The organism is Caulobacter sp. DWP3-1-3b2 (assembly GCF_049896325.1).
In the GTDB taxonomy this organism is placed as follows: domain Bacteria; phylum Pseudomonadota; class Alphaproteobacteria; order Caulobacterales; family Caulobacteraceae; genus Caulobacter.
The window spans coordinates 61240-77957 of sequence record NZ_JAFCUB010000012.1; the positions used below are offsets into that span (position 1 = coordinate 61240).

Genomic DNA, 16718 nt, shown 5'->3' on the forward strand with positions numbered 1-16718 from the left:
AGCCTGCAAGCCCAATCCCGCATGGAAAGAAGGGGAATCGCGACTCCAGGCGAAAAGGCCGCGCCAAAAAAAGCGCGGCCATCCCGTCGTATAGGGCGAGAACGAGGCGCGAAAGCCTCAACTCGCGTTCGCTGAACCCGCTCAGAGCGCGCGTTCTAGGTCGATGCTCAGCCGCCGTGCTTGGCGACCCAGGCCGTGATTTGCGGCAGGGCGGCCTTGCGGGACTTGATACGGTCGGTGATCGAAGCCACCGACTTGTCAGCCTCGCCACGGGAGGCGGCCGGCAGGTTGGCAGCCGCGTAGGCGGTGACCTTGCCGATCATCGCCGGATCGGCCGAACCGCGCGCCAGGCCCGGAATGAACTTGGTCGCCGAGGCCGCGTCGACCTTGCCGTTCACCGCGTCCTTGTGGGCGACAGCGAAATCGAAGGCTAGGTCGGGGTGCAGACCCGCGACGCGCGAGATCATGTTGGACGACAGGGTCTCGCCCGGCTCGTCGGTCAGCGCCAGTTCCAGGGCCTTGGCGGCCAGGGCGTCGTCCTCGGCCGAGGCCAGTTGGGTGTAGAGCTGGTCGCGGATCAGCGGGGTCTTCTCGGCCTTGGCCTGTGCGTGCAGGGTGTCCCAGGCCGCCGCGTCGGCGTGGCGGGCCACGGTGGCCAGGATGCGCTTGCGCAGCGGGCCGGGTACGGCGGTCGGGTCGGTCTTGTCAGCGGCGTAGCGGCGCTTGGCCTCGGCGATCACCGCCGGTTCGCCCAGGGCGCTGAGCGCGCTGATCAGGTCTGACCGCAGGGTGGCGACCGGAGCGGCTTCACCCGGTTTTTCCGTCCAGCCTACCTGGGTGAACGCCGGCGACAGGCGGGCGATGGCCAGCTTGCGGAAGGCTGGCCGGTCCGCCGGCGCACTGTCGTACATGCCGTTGACGCTGGTCAGGACGCCCGCGACCTTGCCCCACACCTGCGGATCGGCGTCGAGCGGCGTGGCCAGGGCCAGGTCCAGGGCGTCGGTCACTGTCTGCTGGCCGTTCAGGCCCAGGGCCCAGGCGTCGGAGATGACCCCCAGCTGGTCGATGGCCGGCAGCTTGGCGAAGCTGGCCGAGACGCCGGCGAAGGTTTTGGGCGCATAGAGGGTGCGGAAATAGCCGGACTGCCCGGCATTGACGACCACAGGGCCGCAGCCCGCGACGCTGAGCGCGCCCTTGCCGCCCTCGACCAGGGTCTTGGACACCGTGCTGGACCCGACGACCTGGGCCGAGACCGGCACGCGCCAGGCCATGGGGGTCTTGGTCGGCTTGTCGCGGCTGAATTCGCCTTGGGTGAGGGTGACCGGGGTCTTGCCGCCAGCGCAGGCGCCGGTCTCGACGGTGATCAGCGGCACGCCCGGCTGCAGGGTGAAGTCGTGGGCGATGGCGGTGATCGGCTTGCCCGCGGCGACCTCGACTTCCTTCCACAGGTCGTCGGTGGTGGTGTTGCCGTGGGCGTGGGCCTTGATATAGCGGCGCACGCCGTCGCGCCAGGCGTCCGGGCCAACATAGGCCTCAAGCATGCGGATGACCGCCTCGCCCTTCTGATAGGTGATGGCGTCGAACGCCTGGCTGGCCTGGTCGACGGTCTCGACATGCTGGACCACGGGGTGGGTGGTGGCCAGAGAGTCCAGGCCCATGGCGTATTCACGGCCGCCGACGGCGGCCAGCTTGCTGTTCCATTCGGGGTGGAAGTGCTCGGTGGCCCGGCTCTCCATCCAGGACGCGAACCCTTCGTTCAGCCAAAGATCGTCCCACCACTGCATGGTGACCAGGTCGCCGAACCACTGGTGGGCCATCTCGTGGGCCACGGTGGTGTAGATTTCCTGGCGGTCGGCCTGGGTCGAGATCGCCGGGTCTTCCAACAGGGCGTATTCGAAATAGAAGATCGCGCCCCAGTTTTCCATGGCGCTGAAGAACTGGCTCTGGCCGGGGGCGGCGATGTGGTCCAGCTTCGGCAGCGGATAGGGCGCGCCGAAATAGTCGTTGTACCACTGCAGGATCGGGCCCGAGGACTTGAGGGCGAAGTCGGCCTTCGCCAGGTCGCCTTTCTTGGTGATCACGCCCATCTCGACGCCGCCAACCTTGGCGGTGGCGCGGTCGAAGTCGCCCAGGCCGAAGAACAGCAGATAGGTCGACATCTTGGGCGAGGTGGCGAAGGTCACCTTGGACTTGCCGCCGCCGAGCTCCTGGGTCTTGGCGATCGGCATGTTGCCGATGGCCATCTGGCCGGTCGGGACGATGACCTGGACGTCATAGGTGGCCTTGAAGAACGGCTCATCCCACGAGGGAATGAACCGGCGGGCGTCGGAATTCTCGAACTGGGTATAGAGGGCGCGCTTCTTGCCCTGGTCGGTGTCGTAGTCCAGGGCGAACAGGCCGGCGGCCTGCTTGTAAATCTTGCCGCTATAGTCGATGGCCAGGACGTGCGCGCCCTTGGCGATGACCTTGTCGAAGGTGAAGGTGGCGGTCTGGGCCTCGGCGTCGACCGTGACCTTGGCGGCGCCCACCCCGGCCAGCTCGACCTTGGCGAAGGCCAGGTCGGCGGCCTGCAGGGTGATGGCCTTGCTCGGGGTCACCACGTCGATATTGATCTTGACCGAGGCGGTGAAGGTCAGCTTGTCGGCGTCGGGCGTGAAGGCCAGGTCGTAGTGGCTCGGCACGACACCGCGCGGCAGCTGGGTGGTGACATTGGCGGCGGTGATCTGCGCCGGCTTGCTGGAGGCGGGGGTCGCGGCCAGGCTCGAACCGGCGGCGAAAACGAGCGCGGCGGCGGCCGCTGTGGAAAGAAGTTTGCGCATTGTCGGCCTTGAAACTGCAAAAACTGTTCGGCCCCAACGCCGAGGGGCGCAGACCAACACTGTTCAAACGCGTCTGGCGCATTAAATCTGCGTAATGAATAGACCGATCAGCGTTCTGCCGGGTTTCGACCTATGGCCTGGGTGTCTGCACCCCAAGGCCCAGGCCGATCTGACGCGCCTGGCCCTGGCGGCGACCGAGGCGGCGCCCCTGGCCAACTACGCCACCGCCTATGGCAAGGCGATGAGCGTGAAGATGAGCGCCTTTGGACCGCTGGGCTGGACCAGCGACAAGGCCGGCTACCGCTATGCCGACCGCCATCCGGGCACGGGCGCGCCCTGGCCAACCCTGCCCGTGGCCTTGCTCGACCTGTGGGCTGCCTTGGGCGATCCGGAAACGCCGCCGGACTCCTGCCTGATCAACCTCTATCGGGGCGATGCCCGGATGGGTCTGCACCAAGACCGCGACGAGGCCGATCCGCGCTTTCCGGTGCTGTCGGTCTCGCTGGGCGACACCGCGGTGTTCCGGATCGGCGGGACCGCGCGCAAGGACCCGACCCGCAGCTTGCGGCTGTCGTCGGGCGACATCTGCCGGCTGTCAGGCCCGGCGCGGCTGGCGTTCCATGGGGTGGACCGAATCCTGCCGGGGTCGTCGAGCCTGATCCCCGGCGGCGGACGGATCAATCTGACGCTTAGAAGAGCGACGGTGGCTCACCCTCTTGCCCCCACCTGACCGCTTCGCGGTCTGTCCGCCCCCATAGGGGGCGGACCTCAGAATGTGCGGGGCTACGCCCCCTACGGGGGCGGACAGGCGACGGAGTCGCCAGGTGGGGGCAAGTCAGTGAGCCACGAAAAAAGGGCCGCCCCAGCGGGACGGCCCTTGATCGATCCTACCCCCGCAACTTGCGGGTCAGAGTTTCCAAATCCTGGCTCAGCACCGGATCATCCACCCGCAGGGCCTCGATGCGGCGGACGGCGTGCAGGACGGTGGTGTGGTCGCGGCCGCCGAACCGCCGGCCGATGTCGGGCAGCGAGCGGGTGGTTAGTTGCTTGGCCAGCCACATGGCGGCCTGGCGTGGACGGGCGATCGCGCGGTTGCGGCGCTCGCTCAGCAGGTCGGCCTGTTTCATGCCGTAGTGGTCGGCGGTGGCCTTCTGGATGTCGTCGATGGTGATGCGCTTCTCGCCGGCCCGCAGGTGCGGCCGCAGGATCGCCTGGACCTCATCAAGGGTCAGCCGCGAAACGCCTTCGCCGGCCCGGGCCGACAAGGTGTTCAGCGCGCCTTCCAGCTCGCGGACGCTGTCGGTGAAGCGGTCGGCCAGGAAGTGCAGCACCTCGGCGCGCAAGGTGGGCTCGAAGCCGTGCTGGCGCGACAGGGCCTGCAGCTTGCGCTCCAGGATGCCGATGCGCAGCGCGCGGTCGGCCGGCTCCAGGCCGCAGACCAGGCCCGCCGACAGGTGCGAGCGCAGGCGGGCGTCCATCTCGGTCATGGCGGCGGGCGCCCGGTCCGAGGAGAACACCACCCGGCGGCCGTCTTCAACCAGGGCGGTCAGGGTGTGGAACAGCTCTTCCTGGCTGGACTGTTTGCCGGCGATGAAGTGCACGTCGTCGATGATCAACAGATCAGCGCCGCGCAGCTCTTCCTTGAAGGCGGCGGTCTGGCGATCCATCACCGCCCGCACGAAGGTCGACAGGAAGCGCTCGGCGGTCAGATAGACCACCCGCTTGGTCGGGGCCTGGCGCATGGCCTCCCAGGCCAGGGCGTTAAGCAGGTGGGTTTTGCCAAAACCGTAGGGGCCGTGGAACAGCACCGGATTGAAGTGGCCGTCGGCCCAGCTGGCCACCCGGCGCGCCACGGCGTGGGCGAACTCGTTGGCCGGCCCCGGCACGAAGGTGTCGAAGGTGAAGCGTTCCTGCAGCCCTTGGACTGGCGACGGCTTGGAGCCATTGGTCGGGGACCGGTCCGGCACGTCGCTGGATACGGGCAGGGCGATCTCGATTGGCTCGACCTTGGACTCGCCGCTCGCGGCGACACCGACGGCGGCCTCGAATTCCAGGCGCGACTTCAAGTCCAGGCGGCGGGCCGGCGCATCATTGGCGGCCCAAAGCTCGCTGACGCGGCGCCAGGCGCTGCGACGGATCCAGTCACGGGCGATACCGGTCGGGGTGACCAGCACCACGTCGCCGCCGTGGCTTTCACGCAAAGCGGCGGGCGCGATCCACGAGCCAAAGGCGGCGTCGCCCAGTTCGCGTTTCAGCACCACGCAGACCCTGTTCCAGACGACGCCCGCGGACTCGCAAGCCACCGTCGAGAACGCGGCCGAAAACTCCTGGCTCACTACCCCGCCTTTGATCGTCATCGGTTTACCGCCTCGCGTACATGTCGTGTTACCCCGATCGCCGCCCCCCATGGCGCACGACCGCGTCTCTCAGGGCGTTCCAGTCACGCAGACACAGGGGGTTGATCGGCGAACGCAAGGGTTCTGCCGCCGCCAGTGATCTCCATGGACTGGAAGGCCGTTGAGATCCTTAAACTAGCCAGCGGCCCCTGCCGGTCAAACGGAAAACTTGAGTCCGTCGGCGGATATTTCTGTTGACTCGGCAGACGTCCTCGCCCGGCAAGGGAATATAAATTCAGGACCCGATGAACGCTCTTGGAAATGTCTCGGGGACAATCTTGAGTGCGCAAAACTTGCATAGAAAAAGCCGACCGAGTTTCCTCGATCGGCTTCTCTAAGTCTTTGATTTTTCTAACCGAACTTCGTTCGGCGAGAAGCCGGATTAGGCAGCTGCCTGATCAAGCTTCTTCAGACGGGCGGCGAGGCGAGAAACCTTCCGCGAGCCGGTGTTGGGGTGCACGACGCCCTTGGAGACGGCGCGCATCAGTTCCGACTGCGCTTCGATGAAAGCCGCCTTAGCGACGGCGGCGTCGCCGGCCGACAGCGCGTCTTCAAACTTGCGAAGATAGGTGCGAACGCGCGAGCGGCGAGCGGTGTTCACTTCGGTGCGACGAGCGATCTTGCGGATCGCTTTCTTGGCGCCGGGATTATTGGCCATAGTTCGGACCTTCAAACGGACAGCCGCGCGGGCAGCCGCGAAGCAGGAAAAATCAAGAGCGCGCGGATATACGGGAAGGGGGGCCGGGGGTCAATCCGTTCAAGGCCGAGAATCTCGCGGCGACCCTAAACAGCCGTTCACGTGCCCTTGAAGGCCGGCTTTCGTTTCTCGACGAAGGCCGCCATGCCTTCCTTCTGGTCGTCGAAGGCGAACAGCGAGTGGAACAGGCGTCGTTCCAGCGCGATCCCGGTGCTCAGGGTCGTCTCGTAGGCGGCGTTGACCAGCTCCTTGTTCATGGCGGCGGCCAGAGGCGACTGGGCGGCGATGTTGCGGGCGACGGCCAGGGTCTCGTCGATCAGCGTGTCCGCCGGGAAGATCCGCGACACCAGGCCAGCGCGTTCGGCCTCCTCGGCCCCCATCATCCGGCCGGTCAGGATCATGTCCATGGCCTTGGACTTGCCCACCAGCCGGGTCAGGCGCTGGGTGCCGCCAATGCCGGGGGCGACGCCGAGATTGATCTCGGGCTGGCCGAACTTGGCGGTGTCGGCGGCCAGGATGAAGTCGCACATCATCGCCAGCTCGCAACCGCCGCCCAGGGCGTAGCCGGCGACGGCGGCGATGATCGGCTTGCGGGTGATCTCGAGGGCCCGCGCGCCGGCCGCGAAGAAGTCGTCCTTGAACATCTGGGCGTAGGTCTTGTCCGACATCTCCTTGATGTCGGCGCCGGCCGCGAAGGCCTTGGCCGAGCCGGTGATGACGATGCAGCCCACCGCGTCGTCGGCCTGGGCGGCCGCCAGCGCCTGGGCGAGCTCGGCCAGTAGGGCGGTGTTGAGGGCGTTCAGCGCGTCGGGCCGGTTCAGGCGGATCAGGGCGACGCCGGGCGCGGCCTCCGGGTGGGTCTCGACGATCAGGGTCTGGTAGGCGGCCATCGGCGGGTCTCCTGTTGAGCGCCGCTGTTATAGAGGGGCCGGCCGCGTTGAGGAGTCCCAGAAGCGAGCCTGCGGCCCTGCGGGGCTATTTCGAAGCTCGACAGGAAGCGGCTGACCGCGCGCGCTGTCTCATCCACCCACGGTTCGCGCAGGAAATCATGGTGACCGCCTAGAACCGGTGCCTGGACCACCGGCCCGGTGAGCACCTCGGACCATCCCAGCAGGCCATCGTGATCGTGCAACTGCTCCAGGGGACCTTGCTCCATAGCCCTGATGACCAGGGTGGGACCGGAAAACGCCTGCGCCCTGTAGGCCGCGCTCAGCCGGATCATGCGCGCGGCGAAGGCGACCTGCGATCTGGGTATCCAATCGGGCGGGGCGCCGCGCGCCTTCCGTCCGGTCAAGGCGCTCAGCAGGGCCGCCGCGCGCTCAGCCGCAGCGCCGAGGGTGCGCGCCGCGAAAACGCCCCGCGCCTGGGCGAGGGCCCAACGCTTGACGAAGTCCAGCGAAGGCCGCCGGCCGTGGAGGGACGAATCGAGCAGGATGAGCCGAACCGTCTCGCCCTCGCGCTCCAGGGCGCAGGCGACATCGAGCGCCAGCATCCCCCCCGCCGAATAGCCGGCGATCAGATACGGACCCTGCGGCCGCGCGCCGCGCAGTTCGGCCACGAAACTGCGGGTCATGCTGGGCAGGTCGCCACCCTCGGTGAACGCCCTCTGCAGCGGTCCCGGCGCGACGCCGTGGACGGGGCGTTCCGCGCTCAAGCGGCGAGCCAGACTCAGATAGTTGAACGGATGGCCAAACAGGTCGGCCATGCAGAACAGCGGCGGCCCGGGACCGCCCGGCGCGAGCAGGCTGACATGGCCCTCGGTGCGCACGCGCCCATGGTCCAGCGAGCCCGCCAGGGCGCGGGGCGTGGGAGACTGATGGATCAGGGCGGCGGGCACCTCATAGCCGAGCATCTCTTCGAGCCGCAAGGCGGCCTGCACGCCCGCCAGCGAGTCTCCGCCGAGGTCGAAGAAGGAGTCTTCCGGGCCGACGCCGCGACGGGCCAGCACTTCTTCGAAGACGTGGATGATCGGCTTTTCCCCGCGCGACGGCGGGGGCCCATTGTCCGCAGGGGCGTAGTCCAGCTCCGGCAGTCGGCCATGATCGATCTTGCCCGAGACGAGCAGGGGGAATGCGTCGACCACGATGATCCGCGCTGGCAGCATGTAGTCGGGCAGCCAATCCGCCAGCGCCGCTCGCACGGTCAGCGGCGTTAAGGCCCGCCGAGCCTGAACATAACCGATCAACTGCGAGCGCCCAGAGGCGGGCCGAACAACGACCAACGCCCTTTCGATCCCGGGAATTCGCATCAGGGCCAACTCGACCTCACCCAGCTCGACGCGAAAGCCGCGAATCTTGACCTGTTCGTCCAGCCGCCCGCCGAAATGCAGCGCGCCGTCGCGCCAACAGGCGAGATCGCCCGTCCGGTACAGCCGACCGGCGGGGCCTTGGAGGAAGCGGGCGGCGGTTAGATCGGGCCGGTTCAGATAGCCAAGCGCCAGGCCCGGCCCGCCGATGTGGATCTCGCCGGTCTCGCCCTCGGGAACGGGCTCGCCCGCGACGTCCAGCAGCAGGATTGTCGCGCCGCGCACGGGTCGCCCGATCGAGGGCTCGCCGGTGAGGTCGCGTGGAATTCGCGCGACCGTCGCCACGGTCGTGGCTTCCGTCGGTCCATAATGGTTGTCCAGCACCATCGCCGGCCGGTCACTATAGACCTCGCGAACGAGCGCGCTGGTCAGGGCCTCGCCGCCGACATTGAGCACGCCAACGCTAGGCGGAATGGCGTCCATCCGGCACAGCTCGGCCAGCACGGACGGCACGGTGTCCAGCATCGTCGGCTGCTCGTCCGGCGCGAAGGGTTCAAGCGCGTTCTGCTTCAGGACGATCGCACCACCCGTGCAAAGAGGCATGAAGATCTCGAAGATCGAGGGGTCGAACGCGAGCGAGGTCGTCGCGGCGACCCGCGCGCGCTGCTCGAAGGAATAGGCCCGCTCGGCCCAGCGGACCAAGTGGGCGGCCCCGTGCCCCAGCATCACGCCCTTGGGCGCTCCGGTGGAGCCGGACGTATAGATCACATAGGCCAGGCTCGACGGGGCCAGGTTCGAGATCGGCGCCCCAGACGCCCTCTGGATCAACGCGCCACCCGATAGCTCCAGGACGACCCCGCCAAAGCCCTCCATTGGCGGGGAGGCGCTGTCCACGAGCAGCAAGGCGCATCCGCTGTCGTCGAGCATGAACCGCGTGCGCTCCGGTGGGTTTCGGGCATCTAGGGGCAAATAGGCCCCTCCGGCTTTCAGCGTCGCGAGAAGCGCCGCGACCATCCATGGTGTGCGTTGCAGGCTGATCGCCACGAGCACGCCTGGACCCACCCCATGAGCGGAAAAGCCGCGGGCCAGGCGTTCGACCGTTTCATCCAGATCACCGTAACTGACGACCTGGCCCTGAAAGTAGACGGCGGGGGCGTCTGGCGTGCACGTCGCCTGGTCGTGAAACATCTGCTCCAATCGGGCGGTCACGGTCGGGGCGTGCTTGTTCATGGTCGGACGGATCCCAAGCGCCCCCACCGTCAAGGCGTGGGTTAAACAGCGCAGAGCTCAAACCGTTGCGTGAGAGCCGATCGGCTAGCCGGCCCAATCTACGGCCGAAGGAGGTCCTCGGCCAGCATGCCCAAGCGCCGCAATGGCGCCCCGGCTCAAACCTGGCAGACCGGGCAGAAGAACGTCGAGCGGCCGGCCTGGACTTCGCGGGCGATCACGCCCTCGCAGCCAGGCGTGGGGCAGGGCTGTCGCGCGCGGTCATAGACCCGGAAGCGGTGCTGGAAGTAGCCGAGCGCCCCGTCGGTGGCCGCGAAATCCTTCAGGGACGAGCCGCCGGCTTCGACAGCCTCGGCCAGCACGGCCTTGATCGCCGCGACCAGGGGCCCAAGCCGCTTGCCGGCGATCGTGCCGGCCGGCTTGAACGGCGAGATGCGCGCACGATGCAAGGCCTCGCAGACATAGATATTGCCCAGGCCGGCGACGGTCTTCTGGTCGAGCAGCAGGGTCTTGGGCCCCTGCTTGCGGCCCGCGAAGGCGGCGACCAGGGTCTTGGCTGAGAAGGCCTCGCCGAGCGGCTCCGGACCCATGGCGGCGAACCAGGGGTGGCGGTCGAGGACGTCGGTGGCGATCAGGTCCATGAAGCCAAAGCGCCGGGGGTCGTAATAGGTGACCGCCGCACCCGCCTTCCCGTCCTTGCCCTCGGTCTCGAACACCACATGGGCGTGCTTCTCGTCGCGCGTCACCGCGTGGGCGAAGTCGCCGGGCCTGGTCGCGCCCGCCGGCGTGGCGATTTCAAACCGTCCGGTCATGCCCAGGTGCATCACCAGGGTGTCGCCGCGGTCCAGTGGGGCCAGCAGGTACTTGGCGCGGCGGTCCAATCGCAGGATGCTGGCGCCCGTCAGGCGCTGGACGAAGCCGTCGGGCAAGGCAAAGCGCAGGTCGGGACGGTTGGCGCGCACGCGGGCCAGGCGGGCGCCGCTCAGCACCGGCTCCAGGCCGCGCCGCACGGTCTCGACTTCGGGCAGTTCGGGCAAGGAAAACCTCTGGAAGGGTGGGGGCCGCCAGATATCGGCCTTCCCGCGCGCGGAACAAGCAAAACCGGTGACGGACGGCCGCGGGCCGCTATAAGAGCGCGAAGACCCAGCCCCTTTCGAGCGATCGCATGACCAAGGCTTCCGCCACCTTCGGATTCAAGGACGTCGAGGCCTCGGCCAAGGCCGGGTTGGTGCGGGGGGTGTTCGACCGGGTCGCCAAGAACTACGACCTGATGAACGACGTGATGAGCGGCGGCGTCCATCGCCTGTGGAAGGACGCGGTCGCCGCGCGCCTCAATCCCCAGCCGGGCGAGGTCATCATCGACTGCGCCGGCGGCACCGGCGACATGGCCCGCCGCTTCGCCAAAATGACGCGGGCGGCCCAGGAGCGCCGTGGCGGTCCCGACGCCCTGATCAACATCATCGACTACAATGCCGAGATGATTGGCGCGGGGATCGAGAAGGGCGGCGCGCCCGAGATCACTTGGACCGTGGGCGACGCGCAGGCCCTGCCCCTGCCCGACGCCTATGCCGACGCCTACGTGATCTCGTTCGGCATCCGCAACGTCACCGACATCGACGCGGCTCTGCGCGAGGCGCGGCGCGTGCTAAAGCCCGGCGGTCGGTTCCTCTGCCTGGAATTCTCCAAGCCGGTCACCGAAGCCCTGGCGAAGGCCTATGACGCCTATAGCTTCAAGCTGATCCCGCAGTTCGGCGAGTGGCTGGCCAAGGATCGCGACGCCTATCAGTATCTGGTCGAAAGCATCCGCCGTTTCCCCGACCAAAAGACCTTCGCATCGATGATGGAGACCGCTGGCTTCAAACGGGTGACGATCACCAACTTCACCGGCGGCGTCGCGGCGATGCACCAGGGCTGGGCGGTTTAGGGGCGAGGGGGTTCCACAGGCTCTGGCGCTAGCGCACCCGGCTATAGGTTTGCCTGGATTGGTTGGCGTTGGGGCCCTTCCCAATTCGCCCGCGTCGGCGAGGCCTCGCCTTAAAACCTTGATGGCGAGCTTGCTCTGGCGTCTGGCGATGTCAAGGACCGCCTCTGGCGGCCGCCGCGCGGCGGCGCGACGCGCCGTCCTTGACATCGCCAGACGCCAGAGCTCCGATCCACCAAGGCTTTGAGGCGCAGCCACATCCGGGGCGGACGCGACTTTCGAGGCTTCGCAGCTGTCGCGGCACCCGTGATGGCGGGCAAGGGGCTTGCTGGCCGTTTCGACCTCCAACCGGGACAAGGAACCGGATTCCATGCGCATCGCCATCGCTTCGGATCATGCCGCGCTCAAATTGAAGGCCGAACTGGCCGGGTGGCTGACGGGCGAAGGCCATTAGGTGGCGGACCTGGGTTCTGATGGCGCTGCGCGGGGTCGATTACCCCGACTATGGCTACAAGCTTGCCGAGCATATCGCGAACGGACGGGCCGAGCGCGGCGTCGCGCTCTGCGGCTCGGGGGGCAGGCATCGCCATTGCGGTCAATCGCCATGCGGCCTGCCGTTGCGGCCTGGTCAACGAACCCGTCTCCGCCACGCTTAGCCGCGAACATAACGACGCCAACGTCATCGCTCTCGGCGCCCGCCTGGTGGGGCTCGACACGGCCAAGGCCTGCGTCACGGCTTTCCTTGAGGCCGAGTTCGTCAGCGGCCGCCATGGCCCGCGCTTCAGGAAGCTCGGCGCGCCCCCTGTTTCAGCCGCTCTGCCGTGACGGGCGGAGCTGCCGCCAAGCGGGCGCCAAGCGTCCGAGGTGGGGGCGAGCCGGCTTCATTCGCTCTGAAGGGCATTCGCGCGCCGCTTTTCGCGGGTCGCGGCCGATCGGCGGCGAAAGCGGTCTTGACCGGAGCGCGCGGAGCGGGCTTTCAGGCCGGGACATGAACGCTTCCGCGCCCGCCCGCCGTTCGCCAACCGAGACCCTCGCCGCATGAGCCGCGTCGCCGCGTCCCTGCGCCTGATCGCCGTGGGCTGGGCCCTGGTCCGAGCCGACGCCCTGATCCCGCGCGAGGTCGAGCCCGTCCTGCCGTCTTCGGCGAAGTGGGCGGGCCGGGCGCTGCGGATCTTCGCCGGCGGCAAGGCGCGGCAAGGCCGGCCCGGCGAGCGCCTGGCGCGGGTGCTGGAGCGCGAAGGCCCGGCGGCCATCAAGGTTGGCCAGTTCCTGTCGACCCGCGCCGACATCTTCGGCGGTCCGTTCGCCGAGGACCTGTCGCACCTGAAGGATCGCCTGGCGCCCTTTCCGTTGTCGGTTGCCCGCGCCGAGATCGAGCGCGGCCTAGGCCGGCCGCTGGAGACCGTGTTCGCAAGCTTCGAGGGGCCGGTCGCCGCCGCCTCCCTGGCCCAGGCTCATCCGGCCACCCTGCTGGACGGCACGAAGGTGGCCGTGAAGGTCCTCCGGCCCGGTATCGAGCTGCGCGTGGCCCAAGATAGCGCCGCCCTCCGCCTGGCCGCCGATCTCGCCGAGCGTTGGGCGCCGGCCGCCCGCCGGCTGCGCCCGCGCCAATTCGTCGAGGTGGTGATCCGCGCGCTTGACCTCGAAGTTGACCTGCGATTCGAGGCCGCTGGCTGCGCCGAGCTAGGCGAGGCGATGAAGGCCGATCCCTACATGCGGGCGCCCGACGTGGTGTGGGACGGGGTCGGCAAGCGGTTCCTGACCCTCTCCTGGGCGCCCGGCGTCGCGCTATCGGATCCCGCCGCCCTGACGCTGGAAGGCCTGGACCGCAAGGCCCTAGCCGAGGCCGTGACCCGCGGGTTCTTGGCACAGGCCCTGGACCACGGCCTGTTCCATGCCGACCTGCACGAGGGCAATCTGTTCGTCGCGGCCCCGGCCTCCATCGTCGCGGTCGACTACGGCATACTGGGACGCCTGGGACCCGCCGAGCGCAAATATCTGGCCGAGATCCTCTACGGCTTCCTCAATCGCGACTATGCGCGGGTGGCGGCCATTCATTTCGACGCCGGTTATGTGCCGGCCCACCAGGATCGCGACGCCTTCGCCCAGGCCCTGCGGGCCGTGGGCGAGCCAGTGTTCGGCCGCGACGCCCGCCAGGTGTCGATGGGCAAGCTGCTGGCCCAGCTGTTCGAGATGACCGCCCTGTTCGACATGGCCCTGCGGCCGGAGCTCGTTTTGCTGCAGAAGACCATGGTCACCGTCGAGGGCGTGGCCCGACGTATCGATCCGACCCACGACCTGTGGGCCGCCGCCGATCCCGTTGTGCGCCGCTGGATCGCCCGCGAGCTGTCGCCGGCCGCCAAGGTCCGGGACTTCGCAGACGAGGCCCTGCGCGCCCTCCGCGCCATCGCCCGGTTAGTCGAGGCGCCGGGGGTTCCGGCGGTGGCGGTGGTCCAGACTCGCTCCGGCCCGCCACTGTTGTGGTTCCTGGCCGGCGTGGCGGTAGCCGGGCTGGCGTTTGCTGCGGGGATTTGGCTGGGCTAAGGCCAAGACCTCGCCTGTCTCGCGACATCCAATCCGGCCACCTGAGGTCTAGGATGGACCGTGAGCAGCGTAATCCCTCACCCTCCCGACGCTTAGCGTCGGCCCCCCCTCTCCCGCCGGGAGAGAGACCCAATTGCCGCCGTCCAAGGGCGTTGCGTGCAGCCCCGGTCCTGGATCGACGCTTCGCCGTTCCAGGCCGACCAACCCACGGCTCTCGTCGTGAACCTACCGCCTAGCCGTTGTCGCTCGCGGTCCGATCGCGCGACGCCGTCGAGCGCCGATTTTCGCCGGCCTTCTGCTGGGCCCAATAGGCTTCGCCGTCGTCCGGCTTGAACATGGTGCGTGGCGCACCCGCCTTGGTGACCACCGCAAAGACATTGCCCTTGGAGTCGTAGATCAGGGTGTCGCCATTGGCCCGTTTCAGCGTCTCCGCTCCGGCTGGCGGATGGCCGACGAAGGCGTGGGTCTTGCGGACGTAGTCATCGACATCGGCCGCCGCGAATTCCGCGCCAAAGCGTTCGAAACCGCGCTGAGCGGCCTCTTCCGCCGTGCGGGTGCGGTTGGCCGCCCACATCGGCTTGCCCGCCACCTTGCGCACCGGCGCGTCGCGCGGATCCGTGCGCGGCGTTCGACTCTCATAGGCGGGCGCGTCGCGGTCCGACGCCGGTTCGGCCAAGGCGACATCGCCTGCCTTGGGGGCCTTCACCGCCGACGCGCCACCGTCGCAGCCGGCGGTGGCCGACGCCAGAGCCGTCAAGGCGAGGGCTGAAAACCAGGACGCAAACCGTACCGCCATGATCGATCTCCGTATCATTGCTCTACCTGTGCGATTAAGAACGAAGAAAGAACGGCTGTCGAGTCCTCATTAAGGATTTTGCGCAAGGGGGCTTACGCTACGGGCCGTGTCGCTCTATGCGCGTCTGGGCGGACGAGCGCTGGAGGCCGACGTGACAGATCCATTGAACGGCAAGCGGGTTCTGCTGATCGTCGGGGGTGGTATCGCCGCCTACAAGGCGCTGGAGCTGACGCGGCTGCTGCGCAAGGCCGGGGTGGCCGTGCGACCGATCCTGACCAAGGCCGGCGCGGAGTTCGTCACCGCCCTGTCGCTGTCGGCCCTCTCCGAGGACAAGGTCTATGGCGAGCTGTTCTCGCTGACCGACGAGGCCGAGATGGGCCATATCGAGCTATCGCGCTCGGCCGACCTGGTGGTGGTGGCGCCGGCGACGGCCGACTTGATCGCCAAGGCCGCCCACGGCCTGGCCGGCGACCTGGCCTCGACCACCCTGCTGGCGACCGACAAGCCGGTGCTGATGGCCCCAGCCATGAACGTGCGGATGTGGCTGCACCCCGCCACCCAGCGCAACCTGGCGACCCTAAGGGCCGACGGCGTGCTGTTGGTTGGCCCTGACGACGGCGCCATGGCCTGCGGCGAATACGGCCCCGGTCGGCTGGCCGAGCCACCGGCGATCTTCGCCGCCATCATGGACGCCCTGGCGGGTCGCGCCGCGAAACCCTTGGCCGGCAAACACGCCCTGGTCACCGCTGGCCCGACCTTCGAGCCGATCGACCCGGTGCGCGGCATCACCAACCGCTCCAGCGGTCGGCAGGGCTACGCGATCGCCGGCGCCCTGGCCAAGCTGGGCGCGCGCGTCACCTTGGTCAGCGGCCCAGTCGCCCTGCCTACGCCGATGGGCGTCGATCGCGTCGATGTCGAGACCGCCCGTGACATGCTGGCCGCCTGCCAGGCCGCCCTGCCCGCCGAGGTCGGGGTGTTCGTGGCCGCCGTCGCCGACTGGCGGATCGACGAGGTGTTCGGGACCAAGCTTAAGAAGGATAGGGGCGGCCCGCCGGCCCTGACCTTTGTCGAGAACCCCGACATCCTGGCCACCCTGTCCGCCTCCGGGCCGAGACGCCCGAAGCTGGTGATCGGCTTCGCGGCCGAGACCAACGATGTCGAACTGCACGCCCGCGCCAAGCTAGCGCGCAAGGGCTGCGACTGGATCATCGCCAATGACGTCACCGAGCCTGGCGTGATGGGCGGCGACGAAAACGCCGTGCTGCTGATTTCCAAGGACAAGACCGAACGCTGGGACCGCGCGGCCAAGGACGCCGTGGCCCACGACCTAGCCCAACGCATAGCCGAGAGCCTTTCATGATCGTTCCGAGCATCCCCGTTGTCCAGCTGGCCCACGCCCATGGCCTGCCCCTGCCAGCCTATGAAACCAACGGTGCGGCCGGCATGGATCTGCGGGCGGCCGTCGCGGACGACGCGCCGATCGTGCTGAAGCCCGGCGCCCGGGTCATGGCTCCGACTGGCCTGGCCTTCGCCGTTCCCGGCGGCTTCGAGGCCCAGGTGCGGCCGCGCTCGGGCCTGGCCGCCAAGTCGGGCGTCACCTGTCTCAATACCCCCGGCACCATCGACAGCGATTATCGCGGCGAGGTGAAGGTGATCCTGATCAATCTGGGGGAAGAAGAATTCACCATCCGTCGCGGCGACCGCATCGCCCAGCTGGTGATCGCGCCAGTGACCCAGGCCTCGTGGAGCCTGGTGGCCAGCCTGGACGAGACGGCGCGCGGGGCCGGCGGTTTCGGTTCGACCGGCGCTAAATAGATCAAACGAGCGACGGCTTATCCACCGTTCGCAGCCTGAGCCATCATCATATAACCGCCAAACCCGGTGGCGAAGGCGGCCGCAGCGAGCCAGAGAACCGGGCGAAACATCGAGAGCGGGTTGTCGGCGTTCATCGGCTCGTCCTTTAGCGCGGGTGACCCATCCGCTACTGAAAATACGCGTTCCCCCGCCGCGCGGTTGCACGGACGCCCAGAAAATATGTCGTGATTCGTCCTTTACGGGAAATCGCGGCCAAGG

Annotated in this window: 16 protein-coding genes; 8 read left to right on the forward strand and 8 right to left on the reverse strand. The window is 68.2% G+C overall.

Annotation, left to right across the window (positions count from 1 at the left end; genetic code table 11):
* Positions 1-167: 167 nt before the first annotated feature.
* Entirely contained in the window at positions 168-2819 is a 2652-nt protein-coding gene (locus ACP7AG_RS10505) for a M1 family metallopeptidase (protein ID WP_426030762.1), read from the reverse strand.
* A 94-nt stretch (positions 2820-2913) separates the two neighbouring features.
* Here ACP7AG_RS10505 and ACP7AG_RS10510 point away from each other — a divergent pair, with 94 nt between their 5' ends.
* Positions 2914-3549 (forward strand): alpha-ketoglutarate-dependent dioxygenase AlkB, encoded by a 636-nt coding sequence (locus ACP7AG_RS10510; protein ID WP_426030763.1) that lies wholly within the window; start codon positions 2914-2916, stop codon positions 3547-3549.
* A 157-nt stretch (positions 3550-3706) separates the two neighbouring features.
* Here the strand turns inward: ACP7AG_RS10510 and dnaA are convergent, their stop codons facing one another.
* The 5 genes from dnaA to mutM all read right to left on the reverse strand — a co-directional run bounded on the left by dnaA (position 3707) and on the right by mutM (position 10421).
* Positions 3707-5176 carry a chromosomal replication initiator protein DnaA gene (gene dnaA / locus ACP7AG_RS10515; RefSeq protein WP_426010304.1) on the reverse strand — a complete coding sequence of 490 codons (1470 nt, stop codon included), beginning with the start codon at positions 5174-5176 and terminating at the stop codon, positions 3707-3709.
* 421 nt (positions 5177-5597) lie between these two features.
* Complete coding sequence (rpsT, locus tag ACP7AG_RS10520; RefSeq protein WP_426010306.1) at positions 5598-5873, reverse strand: 30S ribosomal protein S20; 276 nt, start codon at positions 5871-5873, stop codon at positions 5598-5600.
* Between the two features lie 137 nt (positions 5874-6010).
* On the reverse strand, positions 6011-6802 hold the full coding sequence (locus ACP7AG_RS10525) for an enoyl-CoA hydratase (RefSeq protein ID WP_426010307.1): 792 nt from the start codon (positions 6800-6802) through the stop codon (positions 6011-6013).
* A complete protein-coding gene (locus tag ACP7AG_RS10530) occupies positions 6781-9387 on the reverse strand; it encodes an amino acid adenylation domain-containing protein (protein WP_426030764.1) in 2607 nt (868 codons plus the stop codon). The genes ACP7AG_RS10525 and ACP7AG_RS10530 overlap by 22 nt, the downstream gene beginning before the upstream one ends.
* Positions 9388-9542: 155 nt before the next feature.
* A complete protein-coding gene (gene mutM / locus ACP7AG_RS10535) occupies positions 9543-10421 on the reverse strand; it encodes a bifunctional DNA-formamidopyrimidine glycosylase/DNA-(apurinic or apyrimidinic site) lyase (protein ID WP_426030765.1) in 879 nt (292 codons plus the stop codon).
* A gap of 128 nt (positions 10422-10549) precedes the next feature.
* On the opposite strand from mutM, the gene ACP7AG_RS10540 reads away from it, so the two are divergent.
* The 5 genes from ACP7AG_RS10540 (at position 10550) to ubiB (ending at position 13849) form a co-directional block, all read left to right on the forward strand.
* Positions 10550-11308: a class I SAM-dependent methyltransferase gene (locus tag ACP7AG_RS10540; protein WP_426010311.1), complete on the forward strand. Its 759-nt coding sequence runs from the start codon at positions 10550-10552 to the stop codon at positions 11306-11308.
* Positions 11309-11630: 322 nt separating this feature from the next.
* On the forward strand, positions 11631-11759 hold the full coding sequence (locus ACP7AG_RS10545) for a hypothetical protein (RefSeq protein WP_426030766.1): 129 nt from the start codon (positions 11631-11633) through the stop codon (positions 11757-11759).
* Between the two features lie 19 nt (positions 11760-11778).
* Complete coding sequence (locus ACP7AG_RS10550; protein ID WP_426030767.1) at positions 11779-11961, forward strand: RpiB/LacA/LacB family sugar-phosphate isomerase; 183 nt, start codon at positions 11779-11781, stop codon at positions 11959-11961.
* The gene (locus ACP7AG_RS10555) at positions 11930-12130 is read left to right on the forward strand and encodes an RpiB/LacA/LacB family sugar-phosphate isomerase (RefSeq protein WP_426030777.1); all 201 of its coding nucleotides are present in this window, start codon (positions 11930-11932) and stop codon (positions 12128-12130) included. Before ACP7AG_RS10550 ends, ACP7AG_RS10555 begins: the two co-directional genes overlap by 32 nt.
* A 213-nt stretch (positions 12131-12343) precedes the next feature.
* Entirely contained in the window at positions 12344-13849 is a 1506-nt protein-coding gene (ubiB, locus tag ACP7AG_RS10560; protein ID WP_426030768.1) for a 2-polyprenylphenol 6-hydroxylase, read from the forward strand.
* Between the two features lie 232 nt (positions 13850-14081).
* Here ubiB and ACP7AG_RS10565 read toward each other — a convergent pair whose 3' ends face one another.
* Complete coding sequence (locus ACP7AG_RS10565; RefSeq protein ID WP_426030769.1) at positions 14082-14645, reverse strand: hypothetical protein; 564 nt, start codon at positions 14643-14645, stop codon at positions 14082-14084.
* A gap of 163 nt (positions 14646-14808) precedes the next feature.
* On the opposite strand from ACP7AG_RS10565, the gene coaBC reads away from it, so the two are divergent.
* Both coaBC and dut read left to right on the forward strand, forming a co-directional pair.
* Complete coding sequence (gene coaBC, locus ACP7AG_RS10570; protein WP_426030778.1) at positions 14809-16005, forward strand: bifunctional phosphopantothenoylcysteine decarboxylase/phosphopantothenate--cysteine ligase CoaBC; 1197 nt, start codon at positions 14809-14811, stop codon at positions 16003-16005.
* Complete coding sequence (dut, locus tag ACP7AG_RS10575) at positions 16002-16460, forward strand: dUTP diphosphatase (protein ID WP_426010320.1); 459 nt, start codon at positions 16002-16004, stop codon at positions 16458-16460. The genes coaBC and dut overlap by 4 nt, the downstream gene beginning before the upstream one ends.
* A gap of 17 nt (positions 16461-16477) precedes the next feature.
* On the opposite strand, the gene ACP7AG_RS10580 is transcribed toward dut, so the two are convergent.
* Positions 16478-16594 carry a hypothetical protein gene (locus ACP7AG_RS10580; protein ID WP_426030770.1) on the reverse strand — a complete coding sequence of 39 codons (117 nt, stop codon included), beginning with the start codon at positions 16592-16594 and terminating at the stop codon, positions 16478-16480.
* Between the last annotated feature and the right edge of the window lie 124 nt (positions 16595-16718).